Here is a 14,929-nt window from a genome sequence, read left to right on the forward strand (position 1 = left end):
GCTGTTTGTTGTTAAATCCGGTGGCCAGACAGAGCAGATACCGTTTGAGCTGTCTGAATTTGACCGCTGTCTTGTCGAAGCCGGCGGCTGGGTGGAATTTGCGGACTCAAAATACTGAAGAAAAAAAGGATCGTTTCGCTTGAGGGGCGGCCTGACGGCCTCGAGGCTCGCCTCTTCGTCTGACCGAAATGCTCACAGCCGGTTGCGTAAGCCCCAACTGAACCGCCCCCGGAGCATCGATTCTTGATTTGCGTGGCATGATGGCCGTATACCAAAGTTGCTGATCGAAAGAAATTTATAATTGTTGCCTGCGTCCCTCATGCCAAAGGTGCCTAAAATTCGGCGTGATTCACGCGTTATAAGACCATGCTCCGAAGAAGTCGTCCGATAAATTTTATTTGTACCCCGAACTCCCTATCTTCTGCCCCTGGGGTTGCCTTGTATAGAAGATTGAGAAGCGCGTGATCCTGATCCGGAGGGTTTTTTCCCCGCCTTGTCGTTTCTGTTGCAGGATCGGGATTTTGCTGCCGGACCCGGGCTTTTGCCGGAACCTGACGGTTTCGCATTACGGGCCTGGGATTGCTGCTTTGAAGTATTTCTTTTGACGACCAGCTCTTTTATGGCCCTGTCCGCCTTTTTTTCGCTGGACGGGCTGTTGGGGCGAAAGAGGACAAAATCCGGAACGTCGCTATCCACTGTATAGCAGTCAACTTTTTCCACCGGTATTTTCTGCTTCAGCAGTGTTTCAATGGCCTTTAGATAAGGCTTTTCGTCGTCACTGACCAGGGAGACGGCAATACCGCTGACACCCGCGCGGCCGGTGCGGCCGATGCGGTGAACATAATCCTCTGGGATGGTCGGCATATCGTAATTGACCACATAGGGCAGGTTGCTGATGTCCAGGCCCCTTGCGGCCAGATCCGTTGCCACGAGGATGCGTATCTCACCGTTTTTGAACGCTTCAAGGGTACGTGTCCGGAAAGACTGGCTCTTGTTGCCATGCAGGGCAGTGGCATTGATACCTTGTTCGGCAAGTTTTTCCGTGAGCTTGTTTGCACCGTGTTTTGTTCGGGTAAAGACCAGTACCCGGGTCCAGCGGCCCTTGGTGATCAGGTGGATGAAAAGTGCTCGTTTATCTGATTTGTCCACCAGGTGGACCTTCTGGACAACCGACGCTGCCGCCGTATTGCTGGGTGTTACCTCGATATTTTCCGGATCTTGCAGCATTTTTCGGGCAAGCTCCCGGATCTGTTGGGTGTAGGTGGCCGAAAACAGCATGGTCCTGCGTTCAGCTGGAACGAGATCAAGAATTTTGGAAATCTCCTCATTAAATCCCAGATCCAGCATTCTGTCAGCCTCGTCGAAAACCAGAAACTCTATGCGGGAAAGATTCAGATGCCTCTGGCCGGCAAGATCCAGAAGGCGGCCCGGTGTGGCCACCAGAATATCGATGCCGCGCCTCAGCCGATCGATCTGTGGATCGATGCGGCCCCCCCCGTAAACCGCCGTGCATCGCATGGAGACTCTTCTTGCATAAGTCTTGATGCTTTCTCCCACCTGAAGCGCCAGCTCCCGCGTGGGGGTGAGGACAAGTGCGCGGGGGTGCCTTCCCTTGCCGTTTTGCCGACTCAAAATTTCAACCAGGGGGAGTGCAAATGCGTCTGTTTTCCCCGTCCCGGTCTGGGCGCGGGCAAGAATGTCCCGTCCATTGAGAATAACGGGAATGGCCCTGGTCTGTATGAGGGTGGGGGCGGTGTAGCCCTTGTCTTGAATGGCTTTAAGCAGTTCGACCCGAAGGCCAAGTTGATCAAATGACATATAATAATCCTGAGAGTTTTTTTAAATTTTACGGTTAACAAATCGGTTGCGAAACAGCCTATCCCGGCCCACGGATGCGGTCTGTTCAGATAAATTGTTGTCTGCCGGGCACAGATTGGTATATGTGCGAGGCAAGTTTGATGGCTTTGTAAAAAGTCAAACTCAGCCCTCATTTGCCATCTATGTAGAATAAAAATCCGGTCATTTCAGTATGTTCTGGGCTCACGCCTGCGCAAAAATGGCGGTGTGGGGGTGCCTTTTTACGAGTTCATCAAGTTTACCTGTTTTTTAAATGTGCATCAAGTTTCAAAAATAACTGGGGCATTCAGGGGGCGGGAATTCCGGCTCATCTATCTCGGCCGATTCGGGCGCTACATCCATAAATAAGTTTTTCGATTATCACCTCGGCGCGTATTTTTTCTCGAGCCGGGCGGCCACCAGGCTCATGCTGTAGCAGCAGATAAAATACAGCACCGCCACGGTGATGTAGATTTCAAACGGGTAGATCATCAGCCGGTTATTCAGGGTCTGGGCCACAGTCATCAGTTCGAACACGCCGATGATATAGGCCAGGGACGTGTCTTTGAAAATGGAGATAAATTGACCGACGATGGCAGGGATCATGATTTTAAGCGCCTGGGGCAGGATAACGTGGTGCATGGTCTGAAAATAGGACAGGCCTGCGGCCTGTGCCGCCTCGCTCTGCCCGAAGGGGATGGCACTTACGCCGGCGCGGACGATTTCTCCCAGGTAGGCCCCGCTGAAGAGGGTAAAAGCGATGGTCGCGCTCCAGAATACGTTGATTTGCATTCCGGTCACGATGGGTGAGAAAAAATAGACCCAGAAAATGACCATGATCAGGGGATTTCCCCGGATCAGTTCGATATACAGAATACAGGGCGTATTGAGCAGCGGGTTTTTGCTCATCCGTCCGAGGCCCACCACCAGACCGATAAAAAAACTGACGCTGATGGCGATCAGTGCCAGCGAAATACTGAGGCTCAGCCCGCCCATACCGTAGAGGATCTCGCCGGAAGCAGAACTCGGGAAGGTCCATGTTAAAAACAGCCGGATATGCCGGACGGCAATATCCCAGTTAAAGTGCAGAAGTCCTCTGGCAATCAGGGCGACAAGTCCGATCAATACCACCATAAAGGCGATTTTTCCAAGGACTGCCGACACTTTCAAGGCCTTGCCCAGGTATCGCTTTTTTCCGGAAAGGTAGATCCCTTCGGTTTCGTCGTGTCCGGTACTTTTTGAAAATCGGGCGGTAATCCGCTCGATCAGGCGCTCTGTGAAGGCGATCAGGCCGATCAGGGGTGCTGTCAGGGCTGCCAGGAACCGGTCAAACCGGTTCAGGCATCTGTCCGGGCCGATCTGCAGGTGGTGATTGATGCTGTTCATGATGCTACTGATGATCAGCGACAGGCTCAGGTAAATGACGGTGGCGGCGGTGGTGGCTTCAAAGCCGCGGAATGTGAAGGATTCGATCTGCTGGGACTGCCAGCACAGCTCAGCCACCCCGATGGTCATGGCCAGAGAGGAGTTTTTCATGTTGTTGAGAAATTCGCTGCCCAGCGGCGGTATGATGATGCGGAAGGCCTGGGGCAGGATGACATGGCGCAGGGTCTGGATCGCATTGAGCCCCGAGGATGCGGCCGCTTCGACATGTCCCCTGGGGATGGCCTGGATGCCGGCGCGGACGATCTCGGCAATAAAGGCGCTGGTATAAATCGACAGCCCGGTGGTGGCCGCAATCAGTTCAAAATTGTGATCATACAGAAATGTCCGCAGGGCTTCGGGCAGCACCATGGGAATGGCAAAATACCAGAAGAACAGCTGGACCAGGAGCGGGGTGTTCCGGAAAAACTCCACGTATACAGTCGCCGTATAATACAGGGGCTTGAAGCCGGACAGCCGGGCAATGCCGAACAGTGTCCCCAGGACCAGGGAGACCGCCGAGCTGATCAGGGAAATATAGATGGTCAGCCAGAGCCCCCGCAGAAGCCATAGCCCGAACACCTCATGGTAGGTGGGGTTTTCTTCGTAAATGATGGACCATTTGAAATCGTAGCCGAAATCGGCATGCGTGAAGATCAGGTAGACAACGATAAAAAGGCCGAAAACAACGGCGCACTGCTTCAGCAGATACCGCCATTTCTGGCCGGAGGTCATAAGCGTCGATGAAGGTGTCATAGGGCGTTACACAATAGTGAAAAATTAAAATGGTTCCGGTAGCCTGCAAAAAACCGGAGTTCAACGGGTTAACTTGATAGTATAAAAATTTCCATTTTTTGATAAATTTTATCAGCCGGTTACAGGCTTATGGACGCTACGCTTGAGGAGTGGGAGCTTTGCGACCTTGTTTGAGGGTGTTATAAGATAAAAGCGTTTTGCTTCTTATCTTTTGCCTCAAACGAAGTGCTCCTCAAGCGATAGCGCTCCTAAATCCGACCGCAAGGGCGCTATGCTCCGCGTGTTTTGCGTCTCTGCGGTGAATATTTTATGGCCACATCTCGATTTTTTCGGTCATCGGGAAATAATAGGCGGTATCCGGTCCGTACCATTTGTTGTATATTTTCATGTACGCGCCGTCTTTCCACATATCCTGAAGCGCAAAGTTGATGGCATCGCGCCAGGCACTGTCGTTTTCCGGCGTGCCGATGCCGTAAGGCTCGTCGCTGAAGAAGTCGCCGATCAGCTCATACTGTCCGGGTTCCTTGGCGGCATAGCCCAGCAGGATGGTGCTGTCGGTCGCCCAGCCAGCCACCTTGCCCTGCTTGAGGGCCAGAAAACAGGACGGCTCATCCTGGAAACTGATCACGTGTTTTTCCGCATCGGGGTCGCCGAGTTCCTTCAGCAGGTTGACGGCATTTTTTTCACTGGTGGTACCCTGCATTGAGGCGATGCGTTTTCCCACAAAATCCTCGTGCCTGGTGTAAAGGCCTTTTTTTGCCAGGATCTTTTCACCGTCAAAGAAATAGGTGATGGAAAAATCGATGGTCTTGTCGCGTTCCCGCTTGTGGGTCATGTTGGCGGTGCTCAGATCGATACGGCCGGAGGTCAGAAAAGAGATCCGGGTTTTGTTGTTGAGCTTGACGCGTTCGAGCTGCAGCTCTTTTCCCATATACTGGCTCAGACGTTTGACCACCTCTTCGGTAATGTCCACGTCAAAGCCGACCCACTCATTGTTTTCGTTGAAATAGGCCGCCGGGATGCTGTTGTACATCAGACCGGCCCGAACCAGGCCGGTTTTCATGACGTTGTCATACACGGGCCCGGCCTGGCAGGGAGCGGCAGATAGAACAAACAAAGCCGCAACGGCCAGAAAAGCAGAAAGCTTCATGTTGATTTTCATACTCAAATTCTCCTTTCGATGTTTGCGTTTATTTCACAGACGTTCTTGTTGATCAGATCCGTCCCGATATAGTGCATTAGAACAGAGCTTGCTAATGTGAAAGAATTTTACTGAGAAACATCCGGGTCCGTTCATTTTCAGGGTGTTTGAAAAATGATTCCGGATTCTGCTTTTCGATAATCTGGCCATCATCCATGAAGACAACGGTGTGGGCTACTTCGCGGGCAAACCCCATTTCATGGGTGACCACCACCATGGTCATGCCTTCTATGGCAAGTTTTCGCATGACATCGAGGACTTCGTTGATCATTTCCGGGTCAAGGGCTGAGGTGGGTTCATCAAAAAGCATGATTTTCGGCTTCATGGCAAGGCCTCTGGCAATGGCGACTCTCTGCTGCTGCCCTCCGGAAAGCTGCGAGGGGTAGTGATCGGCTTTGTCATGGATGCCGACTTTTTCAAGAAGTTCCATGGCCAGCGCTTTCGCGTCAGGTTTTGACATCTTTCGGACTTTGACCGGGGCGATGGTGATATTTTCAAGGGCTGTCATGTGGGGATAAAGGTTAAACTGCTGAAATACGAATCCGATTTCAGCGCGGAGTCGGGTGATGTTGGTCCGGGTGTCGTGAACCGGCATGTTGTCGACGACGATTTTTCCGGAGTTGATCGGCTCCAGTTTGTTGATGCACCGGATCAGGGTGCTTTTGCCCGATCCGCTGGGGCCGCAGATGACCGCCACTTCCCCTTGGTTTACATGGAAGTTGATATCGTTGAGAACGTGAAGTTTGCCGAACCATTTGTTGACGTTGATAAACTGAATCATGGGCCGCTGCTCCTGTTTGTTCGTTTCGTCTTCTGCTAAGACTTAATAGACGGTATGGCGAGCAATGTCAATTAGCTGAAAAGTAATGCCGAGATTATTTGTTCTGAAGATGACCCATCGGGGGCGAGCGGTCAGTCTTCCCGGTAAAACGGTTTGCCGAGTGAAGCCGGCGTGGCGCCTGCAGTTTTTTTCCCCATTGCCGTCGCTGTAAACAGAATAAAGAGGGTCATCAGGTAGGGCAGAAGCCGGAGGATATAGGCCGGAATCAGCTCGAGGCCGGTAGCCTGAAAATAAAACTGAAGGGCGTTGAGCCCGCCGAAGATTAACGCCCCGAGCAGTGCGCGAACAGGTTTCCAGCTGGAGAAAATGACCATGGCGATGGCAATCCAGCCCTGTCCCCCGGCCATGTTTTCCTTCCAGCCCGGCGTGTAAACCAGAGACAGGTAGGCACCGGCCAGGCCGGCCATCATTCCGCCGAAAACCGTACACCCGTACCGGTACGCTGTCACCGATACGCCGGCGGCATCCGTGGCCTTCGGGTCTTCGCCTGACGCCCGGATATTTAGACCGAACGATGTGTGCATCAGGACATATCCGGCCAGCGGCGCCAGAACAAGGGCCATGATGGCTATCGCGGTCTGATGGGATAGTATGGGGCCCAGTAAGGGAACAGCCGATATCCAGTCCGATGACAGGGTCTCGATTCGAATGCCCACCCGGCCGATAAAGGGCCTTCCGATAAAACTGCTCAGACCGGTTCCGAGAATCGTGACGGCCAGGCCGCTGATGACCTGATTGGCCTGCAGGTGAACGCAAAGGACGGCGTGGATCAGCGCCAGCAGTGCTCCGGCAGCCATGGCACCGGAAAAGGCCAGCAGGGGTGAGCCGGTTGTATAGCCGATGATGAATCCGGTCATGGCGCCGATCAGCATCATCCCTTCCACCCCGAGGTTCAGAACGCCGCTTCGTTCGGTAAAAATTTCTCCGATAGCGGCCAGCAGGACGGCGATGCTCGATTTCAATGCGATGGCGGCAATAAAGATCACATCACTCACGGGTTGCTCCTCAGCCATTTAATCCGGTATGCAGCAAAAAAATTTCCGGCCGCGATGGCCATCAGCATGGTCCCTTCCAGTATCTGGCTGATGGATGACGGCAGGTGAAGGGCCGACTGAAGCTGGTCCCCTCCGACGATCAGCCCCCCCAGGAATACGGCAATCACGGGAACGGCCAGGGGATTGAGGCGTGCCAGAAAGGCGATAATGATGCCGTCATAACCGTAACCGACGGCGACTCCCTGCTGCAGGCGCAGATGGATGCCGCAGACTTCGCTCATGCCGGCCAGCCCGGCCAAGCCCCCGCTGATCAGCAGGACCACAATCGTCTGCCGGGTGAATTTTATGTGGGCGTATCCGGCCGCCTTCGGGCTTTTGCCGATCACGTTGATCCGGTAGCCCCACGTGAGCCGGCTCAATGAGACATAAACGGCGGCAGCGGCGGCCAGCGCGATCAACAGTCCCAGGTGGATGCGGGTCTGGAAAAACCGCGGCAGCCAGGCGGTCGGGTCCAGCATGGCGGTACCCGGAAACCCCCGGCCCATGGGGTCCCGCCAGGGGCCGAAATACAGGTGCTCCATGATAATAACGGCAATGTAATTAAACATCAGCGTGGAGATGATCTCGTTGACGTTCCAGCAGGCTTTCATCAGGGCGGGAATCAGGGCCCAGAGCGCTCCGCCGGCAAAACCCGCACTGCACAGGATCGGTATCATGAGCGAATCGGGTATGCAGTCATGGAAGAACAGTGCAACGCCTGCCGCAAAAATTCCCCCGAAGACCAGCTGCCCCTCGCATCCGATATTCCACAGCGCCATCCGGGCGGCCAGGGCAACGGCAATCCCGGTAAACATCAGCGGAATGGCTTTGACCAGCACTTCCGAGAAGGCATACCAGTTTCCGAACGCCCCTTCCAGCATCACGGCGTATGCCCGGAAGGAACTAACCCCTGCGGCCTGAAAAATGACAGCACCAATCACCAGCGCCGGCAATGTGGATACCGCCAGTGTGCTTCCCCAAGTCTGCCGGGTATGAGATTTTTTTTCAATGCAAACCGATTTCACTTCCGACCGTCCCCCCTGCTTCCGGCCATGAGAAGACCGATTTGTGAAACCTCATCCGCGTTCCGGCTTGAAATAGTGTCCAGAATATTTCCCCGGTACATGATGGCAATCCGGTCCGCCAGGGTCAGAACTTCGCTCAGGTCCCCGGATACCAGAAGAATGCCGGCATGACGCCGCTGGCCCAGCAGGGCCTTCCAGACATCTTCCGTGGCGCCGATATCCAGACCCTGGGTCGGGTGCTCGGCGATAATCAGTTCAGGGTGCCGGTCGAGTTCGCGGGCTAGGATGAGCTTTTGCAGGTTGCCACCGGACAGCTGGCGGGCAAGGGTTGACGGTCCGGCAGGCGCATATATGGAAAACTGATCCATTGCCGTAATCGTGGAGTTTCGGGCTTTTTTGAAGGCCAGAAACGGACCCCGGCTGAATTCTTTGAGCCGGGTCAGCATGAAATTTTCGACCAGGCTGGCCTCGGATACGCTTCCGGCATGGTGACGGTCTTCAGGAATATAGGTCAGGCGCTGTTTGTCGGCCCTGAGCCATTCAGGTCCCGTATGGGATTTGCCGCCGAACGTGATTGATCCCCGGGTGAAAGGGATCCGACCGGTTAAGGCCGCCACCAGGGTTTCCTGCCCGTTTCCCGCCACCCCGGTGATTGCCATGATCTCTCCCTGCTTGATATCGAAAGTGATATCGTCAAAAGGCGTCGCATGATTCGTGCCGGTTGCGGAAAGATTCGTCACCTGGAAAACGCTTCGGCCGTATTCCAGGGGCCTCCGGTCAATGTTCAGAAAGACGTCCCGGCCGACCATCAACCGGGCCAGTTCGGCTTTGGATTCAATCTGTCCCACCGGCAGGTCGGCGATCATCTGTCCCCGTCGCATAATGGTGACTCGGTCGGCAATGCGAAGAACCTCCTCCAGTTTGTGGGATATGAAAATGATGGTATGATTGCTGGCCGACAGCTTTTTCAGGGTTTCGAAAAACCGGTCAATTTCCGGGGGGGAAAGGATGGCTGTGGGTTCGTCAAAAATCAGTATGGTCGCTTTCCGGTAAAGCAGCTTGAGGATTTCCACCCGCTGTCTCTCGCCCATGGACAGCTGCCAGATTTTTTTCCAGGGATCCACGTGAAGGCCAAACTGACGGGATAAGCGTTCAATGGTGTTGCAGGCCTGCTTGAGATTGAGGCGGTACTTGAGTCCGGTGGTTCCCAGAATGATATTTTCAACAACGGAAAGTGATTCTATCAGCATATAGCGCTGATAGACCATGCCGATGCCCTGCTCAAGAGACCGGGCCGGGGAGGAAAATTCAACGGGCCGGCCATAAAGCTCAATGGTGCCGGAGTCGGGCCGGTACCGGCCTGACAGAATGGACATGAGGGTGCTTTTGCCGGCACCGTTTTCTCCGAGCAGTGCGTGAATTTGGCCCGGGAAAACGTCAAGGTGAATATCCTGATTTGCCGTTACGGGGCCGAATCGTTTGGTGATGCCGGCAAGGGACAATACGGGGGAGGGGGTTGATCGGGGCATATCATCCATTGGTATCGGCTGCCCCCTGGAGCTGCTGTGGCTCGGGCAGTGTAGCCAGACTGATCACCGGTGCGGGCAGATCGGGCAGGGCCCCGCCTTCCTGTGCGACACAGAATATACCCAGCAGCTCAGGCGGCGTTCTGTCCGGATGGCTTTTGAGGGTTTCACGGATCAGCCGGGTCAGGCCATAGACAGTTCCGCCGGTGCTCACCACATCGTCAATCAGGATAATGCCCCGGCGCGCATTCAGTATCAGGTTGATATCCCGTTCATACAGCACAAGACATTTATCGCCGCTGGTAATGGAATCCATCTGCACCCGGATTACCTGCCTGCGGGCGGCTTCCATGTGGGGCTTGATGCGGTTGTAGGCTACGGCCACGGCATCAAGCCCCAGCAGATGGGCCACCACCTGGGTGAGCTGCAGGGCTTTTTCCACGGCGGTCAGGATAATAACGCCTTCAGGGGTGCCGATGGCGGACTTTATTTTTTGAGCCAGCAGGGCGCCAAAATCCTGATTCAGTCGGATCTGGCCCACCAGGTTCAATGAAGCAATCCGGATGGCGGGATCTGTTCCGTCAAGGATGACATAGGGAAGATCCACGCCATAGCTCAGTCCGGGAATCGTCAGCCGGTACTTGTCACCGGATTCGTATGATTCGGCAATATCGTTCACGGTGTTTCCTTCAGGTCTGTTCGGATCAGTCGGGTATTTTCCCGCTCACGCCTTTTACCAGCCATCGGAGGGTCAGAAGGTCCTGGTCCGTAGCTTTCTGGCCTTTTTCGATTCGCAGCTTTCCATCCTGATCGTAGAGCGGACCGGCAAAGATTGTATCGATGCCCTGTTCGAGACGTTTTTTCTCGGTCAGCACCTTTTCCCTGACTGCCTGCGGAACGGAAGCATGAAAATCCGTCAGCCGGATATTGTTTTTCTCGAATCCGCCCCAGTATTCCTGAGGCGCCCATGTTCCGTCAGCCACGCGCTGCACCGCATCGACAAAATAGGGACCCCAGTTCCATATGCTGGATACCAGGACGCAGTCCGCGCCGTATTTTGTCGCATCGGACCCATAGCCGATAGCCGGAACGCCTTTGGCGCACGCAGCGATGCTGCTGTCCGGAGTATCGGCCATCTGCCGGATCAGATCATGCTTTCGGCTGATCAGGGTTTCGGTCAGGGTGGTTTCGTTGATGGCATCGCGCCATGCTTTGAGCCATACCACCGTGTTGACCCTGTCAGGATCGAAGCGGTGTCCGGCTTCGGTCAGCCCTTTGATCAGGCCGATGGTAAAGGCGTTTATCCCGCGAATCGGTTCCGGGATCGGGTTGGTTGCAACCGTTCCCACATTTTTAAATCCCATCAGGCCGGCCATGTAGCCGGCGAGATATTCTCCCTGATACATCCGGGCAAAATAATTGCCCGTGTTGGGGCCGGTCTTGTAGCCGGAACAATGTTCAAATGCGATATCCGGAAAATCCCTGGCCACCATGAGGGTCGGATCCATATGCTCGAAGGTGGTGGCAAAAATGATGTCATATCCCTGCCGGGCATAGTTTCGGATGACGCGTTCGGCATCTGCCGCCAGAACTTTTTCCGTGTAGTTGATTTCCACCTGATCGCCCAGTTGCTGCTTCAGGTATTGGATGCCTTCGTAGCCGGCCGTGGTCCAGCCCATATCATCGGTTGTCCACAGCAGTGCAAATGCGGCTTTGACCTTCTTTTTTCCGTCTGCCAGGGCGCACGGACAAAGCGCTATGGCAGATGCGATAAAAAAAATCAGTGCAAGCAACAGTCGTTTTTTCATAAATACACCTATTGGCTATTGGATGGTTATAAAAAAGGTTGGGTTCACGGTGAACCGGGTTTATGGCTTTGTTGCAACGTCAGGGGGATATGCAGAAATTAACAGGGCTGAGCGGCATATCTCCCGTCGGGTAGATACGGCGTGAACAGGAGCCGTGTCAAGTCAAAATTTCTGGGTCATCATCCGGGGGGATCCGGAGCGCGATGTTGCATGCCAAATCGTTCAGAAATGAAAACCCGGTCCACGCGGAGGGCATTGAGCGATGACGATGAGCTCACATCACTCAGGTAGCTGGTGACCGTTTCCTTCCAGAATAGATCATATTCCGCTGGAATCCCCCATGTACAGTTGTCCGAATGCCAGTTCCGCGTTAACTGAAGCATTGCCCGGTTATAAACTGTTGCGTATCCCGCCCGCAGATGCCGTACATGAACCCCTCGATGGCCATGCCCGGTTCATTGTAATCCATAGGAACGGCCGTGAGCCAGAGCGCTGCGCAATGGCCTGGGGCGATGGGCGGCGGGGCGGCCGGAAAAACGGTCGCTGGCCGGGTAAACAGTAAAAAACGGATCAACAGCCAGGTGCTCCATGTGATGTTCATTACGGCGCTCCTTTCTTCTGATATCCGACGATGAGTGGGCGTACCCGGGTGGTGTGTGCTTTTTTGCGGGATTACCAACAGAATAGTTGCATCAAAACAGGGGTGTCAAGCGTGAAAGACGTTTGGGCCGTGGAAAGCTGTCCGGTACGGGATACGGCGCTGCGGGTTTGAAATGAAAACAGATGATCGAGAAAAAATCTTGACTTCTGTCTGAAAAGGGGTAATGGTGCCACCATTTTTTGTTGATCCAAAAATAGGTAACCAGAACCTTCGTCAGGAGGATTTCTAAGCTTAAGGCAGGGCATGAGTCCCTGCCTGTTATTTTTCAGGAGGTATAAGGTGTTTTTTGAAGCTATTTTTCAACCCCAGGAACAAGCGGAATACAATGATGAGGCTAAAGAACTGATAGGTAAACGCATTGCGCTTCAGGATGGCTGGATTTTGAAGGACGGACCCTATAAAGGTCAGCAGTGTTTTTATGTGCCGGGTACGCATGTCGGGGTAATCCCCCTGAGTCATCTGGAAGGAATAAAAGATATTCCATTTGTCAAATGGGAAGACCTGAGAGTCAAAGTGTGTGGCCTTATATCCTAATATCCCAAGGAAGATTTCAGAATTGAACTGCCTTGTCGCGTAACGCGACATCAGGATAATCTGATACCCAAAGACCCCTGAGGCAGAAGCATCAGGGGTCTTTGGGTATTCCTGCCCCCGGTCGCCATGGTTCAGAAAGTGCAAAAAATGTGTCCATCCGGAAACAGGGTATGCGTCTGTTAATTGTGTTTGAAAATAACAACCCGGAATCCGGTTTCATCGTTAATGATTCTATACGCATCACAGCCAAGTTCCCTGGCCATGTTTGGCAATGACGGGGTAAATAGGAGCGAACACCGTTATTGTGATTTTATTCATCATCAGGGCATTGCCTCGATCGAAGGGTGCATTTTTTATTTGAGTCCAATTTTTTTTGCATGGCTTACCCTGCTTTTTTACGTAATCCGCTGGTCTGTACTGCCAGGGTGCTTTTTCAGGCGCAGTCCTGGAAAGGCGTGGCAATGTCCATCACCGAACGGCATGTTATAAAATTGCCGGTAGAAGTCATCCGCCTCTTTTTGAAGATCAAAGTGGAAAATGTCCGGATGGATGATATTGGCCAGGCGCAAGAGTCCCAATATCCAATCCGGGTTGGTGGAGGAGCGGTAGGGATGCAGATGAAAGATTTTTTGAGTCCTTACCGCCGGCACGTCCAAGCCATTCCCCGTGCAATAGGTGATAAAGTCTTCCACGGGCCAAGCCGCGGCCCCTGAAATGACGATGATTTCCGGGGCCATCCGGCAGAACTGTTTTTTTGAAATGCTGATGCCGGGTCGGCTTTCCCTTTTGATCCGCCGGTTCGTTAATCGGCCGCCGGCAGTATCGATTAGCCGGGATTCCATTTTTTCCTCGAATACGGCGATGAGCGGGTGGCCTATGGAAGCGTACACCGGCGGTTTTTCAAGGCCTTCGACCTTGTACTCGATTTGGGCCACCCGGGATTCCACATATTGACGAAATGCGACGGCCTGGGATTCACGGCCGGTCAAGGCCGCAAGATAATCGACGATGTCAAAATAAGAATCGATCCTGTTCAGGCGGTCGTACAGCTCCTTGATGAAATCTTCCTTGAGTATCTGCACCATGACAGCATCAATGCGGTTCTTGTCCGTCATCCCGATTACCGCCAATATCGAACGAATCATGTTCAGTGCGTTGATTGTCCGGTAGCCGCCGAAATATCCGGTTTCCCTGACCCGGGCATCATGGATTTTTCCCTGAATGGGCAATTGAAATCCGCAGCTGCAGTGTCCTTCCGGCATATACCGGAAGAGGTTGGAGGACATGGGACCAAAAAATCCCCGTTCCATAATTTTTTTTCCGCAATCCGGACAACGACTGTTGAGGTAATCGGTCCCCGGAGAGTTGAAAAGATAGACATATTTAAGCTGTTTCCGCAATTGCCTGCAAACCGACTCGGCCTCCCGGATGCTCGGCTCCATGTCGATGGTAGCGTCCCCGAAGGGAATGAAGCGCATCACCTGAAAGGGGATATCCTTTGAAAGGGAGGCGATAAATTCAGCTGCCCTGCTGATTTCCCCTTCGCCGTGCTTCCGGTAGATCGCCGATACTTCGATGTAGACGCCTTGCTTGTAGAGCAACGCGAGATTTCGCCATATCGGTGCAACGTTTTTAATCCCGCAGATACGATAAGCTTCTTCTGAAGCCCCTTTCAGCCCCACATTTACGAAATCGAGAAGCGGGATAAGCCCGCCTAAAGCCGATTCCGTCAGATATCCGTTTGTTGAACAGCCTACAAGCAAGCCGTTTTCCCTGGCCATCCGGGCCAGCCGCTGAAAAGTAAAATACGCAACCGTCGGCTCGTTGAAGCAGAACATTACACCGATGCATGCTTCAGCCAGGGCTTTTTGGATGACCTGCTCGGACGTCATTTCCTGAAAGGCGCCTGCAATGGCGGAAAGATGATCCGTCAATATTTCAGAAACGCATCCGTTACATTTGAAATTACAGCCCACGGTGCATATCTGAAGGAATTTACCCTTTGGATGATAATGCACCATGGGCATGCATTCAATGGCGGTGTCGACCGCCGCAAGATACCTGTCGGGATACCGCTCCCGGATATCGGATCCGATTCGGGTATACATGCCGCATTCGCCGATCTCACCATCTTTGATATCGCATTTCATCTCACAGATAGTACATTTCATTTATTCGGTCCCCTTATTTTTTCCGGCTCATCTCGGATTAGCGTGAAAACCAAATTTATAAATTTAATTTTTGCAGTAAAATCAGTAACAAAAAAAATCTGTTCCCTTGAGTAT

Annotated in this window: 12 protein-coding genes; 1 reads left to right on the plus strand and 11 read right to left on the minus strand. The window is 53.2% G+C overall.

Features of this window, described 5'->3' with window-relative positions:
• Positions 1–414: 414 nt before the first annotated feature.
• The 10 genes from PHQ97_10085 to PHQ97_10130 all read right to left on the minus strand — a co-directional run bounded on the left by PHQ97_10085 (position 415) and on the right by PHQ97_10130 (position 12,050).
• Complete coding sequence (locus PHQ97_10085) at positions 415–1,818, minus strand: DEAD/DEAH box helicase (protein MDD4393080.1); 1,404 nt, start codon at positions 1,816–1,818, stop codon at positions 415–417.
• A gap of 399 nt (positions 1,819–2,217) precedes the next feature.
• Positions 2,218–4,014 carry an amino acid ABC transporter permease gene (locus PHQ97_10090; GenBank protein ID MDD4393081.1) on the minus strand — a complete coding sequence of 599 codons (1,797 nt, stop codon included), beginning with the start codon at positions 4,012–4,014 and terminating at the stop codon, positions 2,218–2,220.
• Positions 4,015–4,321: 307 nt separating this feature from the next.
• A complete protein-coding gene (locus tag PHQ97_10095; GenBank protein MDD4393082.1) occupies positions 4,322–5,176 on the minus strand; it encodes a transporter substrate-binding domain-containing protein in 855 nt (284 codons plus the stop codon).
• A gap of 91 nt (positions 5,177–5,267) precedes the next feature.
• Positions 5,268–5,996: an amino acid ABC transporter ATP-binding protein gene (locus PHQ97_10100; protein MDD4393083.1), complete on the minus strand. Its 729-nt coding sequence runs from the start codon at positions 5,994–5,996 to the stop codon at positions 5,268–5,270.
• 131 nt (positions 5,997–6,127) lie between these two features.
• Positions 6,128–7,051, minus strand: a complete 924-nt coding sequence (locus PHQ97_10105; GenBank protein MDD4393084.1) for an ABC transporter permease — start codon at positions 7,049–7,051, stop codon at positions 6,128–6,130.
• Positions 7,048–8,115 carry an ABC transporter permease gene (locus PHQ97_10110; GenBank protein MDD4393085.1) on the minus strand — a complete coding sequence of 356 codons (1,068 nt, stop codon included), beginning with the start codon at positions 8,113–8,115 and terminating at the stop codon, positions 7,048–7,050. Before PHQ97_10110 ends, PHQ97_10105 begins: the two co-directional genes overlap by 4 nt.
• The gene (locus PHQ97_10115) at positions 8,112–9,653 is read right to left on the minus strand and encodes an ABC transporter ATP-binding protein (protein MDD4393086.1); all 1,542 of its coding nucleotides are present in this window, start codon (positions 9,651–9,653) and stop codon (positions 8,112–8,114) included. Before PHQ97_10115 ends, PHQ97_10110 begins: the two co-directional genes overlap by 4 nt.
• Entirely contained in the window at positions 9,646–10,320 is a 675-nt protein-coding gene (locus tag PHQ97_10120; GenBank protein ID MDD4393087.1) for a hypothetical protein, read from the minus strand. Before PHQ97_10120 ends, PHQ97_10115 begins: the two co-directional genes overlap by 8 nt.
• A 25-nt stretch (positions 10,321–10,345) precedes the next feature.
• Positions 10,346–11,449 carry a BMP family ABC transporter substrate-binding protein gene (locus tag PHQ97_10125; GenBank protein MDD4393088.1) on the minus strand — a complete coding sequence of 368 codons (1,104 nt, stop codon included), beginning with the start codon at positions 11,447–11,449 and terminating at the stop codon, positions 10,346–10,348.
• Positions 11,450–11,819: 370 nt separating this feature from the next.
• Positions 11,820–12,050: a hypothetical protein gene (locus PHQ97_10130; GenBank protein MDD4393089.1), complete on the minus strand. Its 231-nt coding sequence runs from the start codon at positions 12,048–12,050 to the stop codon at positions 11,820–11,822.
• Positions 12,051–12,389: 339 nt separating this feature from the next.
• On the opposite strand from PHQ97_10130, the gene PHQ97_10135 reads away from it, so the two are divergent.
• Positions 12,390–12,644 carry a hypothetical protein gene (locus PHQ97_10135; GenBank protein ID MDD4393090.1) on the plus strand — a complete coding sequence of 85 codons (255 nt, stop codon included), beginning with the start codon at positions 12,390–12,392 and terminating at the stop codon, positions 12,642–12,644.
• Positions 12,645–13,039: 395 nt separating this feature from the next.
• Here the strand turns inward: PHQ97_10135 and PHQ97_10140 are convergent, their stop codons facing one another.
• The gene (locus tag PHQ97_10140) at positions 13,040–14,815 is read right to left on the minus strand and encodes a radical SAM protein (GenBank protein ID MDD4393091.1); all 1,776 of its coding nucleotides are present in this window, start codon (positions 14,813–14,815) and stop codon (positions 13,040–13,042) included.
• Positions 14,816–14,929: the final 114 nt, after the last annotated feature.

It is taken from the genome of Desulfobacterales bacterium, from assembly GCA_028704555.1.
Taxonomy (GTDB): Bacteria; Desulfobacterota; Desulfobacteria; order Desulfobacterales; family JAQWFD01; genus JAQWFD01.